The following is a 1,881-nucleotide window of genomic DNA, read 5'->3' on the forward strand; positions in this document are numbered from 1 at the left end:
AAAGCCATCCCCGGAGGGATGGCTTTTCTGGTGTTTCTAAGTTAAGTCCGGCGGTGTCCTACTCTCCCACAGGGTCCCCCCTGCAGTACCATCGGCGCTGAGAGTCTTAGCTTCCGGGTTCGGAATGTGACCGGGCGTTTCCCTCTCGCTATAGCCGCCGAAACATCTTGCGATGAATCGATTCTATATTATTTAGTTATATAGAGTCCTCGTGACGAGGACGTTGTTCTCGACCGTACATCGAGAACCACATAGTGGACGCTAAAGCAGCTTCTTCAAACTGAGTGTTATCAAATTATCGGCTTATTAGTACCGGTCAGCTCCATGGGTCTTTAGTCCCCACTTCCACATCCGGCCTATCAACGCAGTAGTCTAGCTGCGAGCCTCTCCCCCGAAGGGATGGAAATCTCATCTCGAAGCCGGCTTCCCGCTTAGATGCTTTCAGCGGTTATCCGTTCCGAACGTAGCTAATCAGCGGTGCTCCTGGCGGAACAACTGACACACCAGAGGTTCGTCCATCCCGGTCCTCTCGTACTAGGGATAGATCTTCTCAAATTTCCTGCGCGCGCAGCGGATAGGGACCGAACTGTCTCACGACGTTCTAAACCCAGCTCGCGTACCGCTTTAATGGGCGAACAGCCCAACCCTTGGGACCTACTCCAGCCCCAGGATGCGACGAGCCGACATCGAGGTGCCAAACCATGCCGTCGATATGGACTCTTGGGCAAGATCAGCCTGTTATCCCCGAGGTACCTTTTATCCGTTGAGCGACAGCGCTTCCACAAGCCACTGCCGGATCACTAGTCCCGACTTTCGTCCCTGCTCGACTTGTCAGTCTTACAGTCAAGCTCCCTTGTGCACTTACACTCGACACCTGATTACCAACCAGGTTGAGGGAACCTTTGGGCGCCTCCGTTACTTTTTAGGAGGCAACCGCCCCAGTTAAACTACCCACCAGGCACTGTCCCTGAACCGGATCACGGTTCGAAGTTAGGTATCCAATATGACCAGAGTGGTATTTCAACAATGACTCCACCTGAACTAGCGTCCAAGCTTCACAGTCTCCCACCTATCCTACACAAGCCACACCGAACACCAATACCAAGCTGTAGTAAAGGTCACGGGGTCTTTCCGTCCTGCTGCGCGTAACGAGCATCTTTACTCGTAATGCAATTTCGCCGAGTTCGCGGTTGAGACAGCTGGGAAGTCGTTACGCCATTCGTGCAGGTCGGAACTTACCCGACAAGGAATTTCGCTACCTTAGGATGGTTATAGTTACCACCGCCGTTTACTGGGGCTTAAATTCTCAGCTTCGCCTTGCGGCTAACCGTTCCTCTTAACCTTCCAGCACCGGGCAGGCGTCAGTCCGTATACATCGTCTTGCGACTTAGCACGGACCTGTGTTTTTAGTAAACAGTCGCTTCCCACTGGTCTCTGCGGCCTTCGAACGCTCCCGGAGCAAGTCCGTTCACGCCTCAGGCCCCCCTTCTCCCGAAGTTACGGGGGCATTTTGCCGAGTTCCTTAACCACGATTCTCTCGATCTCCTTAGTATTCTCTACCTGATCACCTGAGTCGGTTTGGGGTACGGGTGACTAAAACCTCGCGTCGATGCTTTTCTTGGCAGCATAGGATCACTGATTTCACCCTTACGGGCTACCCATCGGGTCTCAACCTTATATGAGAGACGGATTTGCCTATCTCTCGGCCTACATCCTTAGACCGGGTCAACCATCGCCCGGCTCAGCTACCTTCCTGCGTCACACCTGTTAATACGCTAACCGCACCAGCATAGGGTCGCACGCTAGGCCCCACGCTTCACCCCGAAGGGATCCATCTAGGGGATTCAGATGCTTAGCATTACTGGATTAGTTTGGGCGGTT

The 1,881-nt window shown here is 53.4% G+C and carries 2 rRNA genes; both read right to left on the bottom strand.

Features of this window, described 5'->3' with window-relative positions:
• Positions 1-45: 45 nt before the first annotated feature.
• Positions 46-162 (bottom strand): 5S ribosomal RNA (gene rrf, locus E3T29_RS19475).
• Positions 163-286: 124 nt separating this feature from the next.
• Positions 287-1,881 (bottom strand): 23S ribosomal RNA (locus E3T29_RS19480); the annotation flags it as partial.

Source organism: Cryobacterium sp. TMT1-66-1 (genome assembly GCF_004403435.1).
GTDB classification, from domain to species: domain Bacteria; phylum Actinomycetota; class Actinomycetes; order Actinomycetales; family Microbacteriaceae; genus Cryobacterium; species Cryobacterium flavum.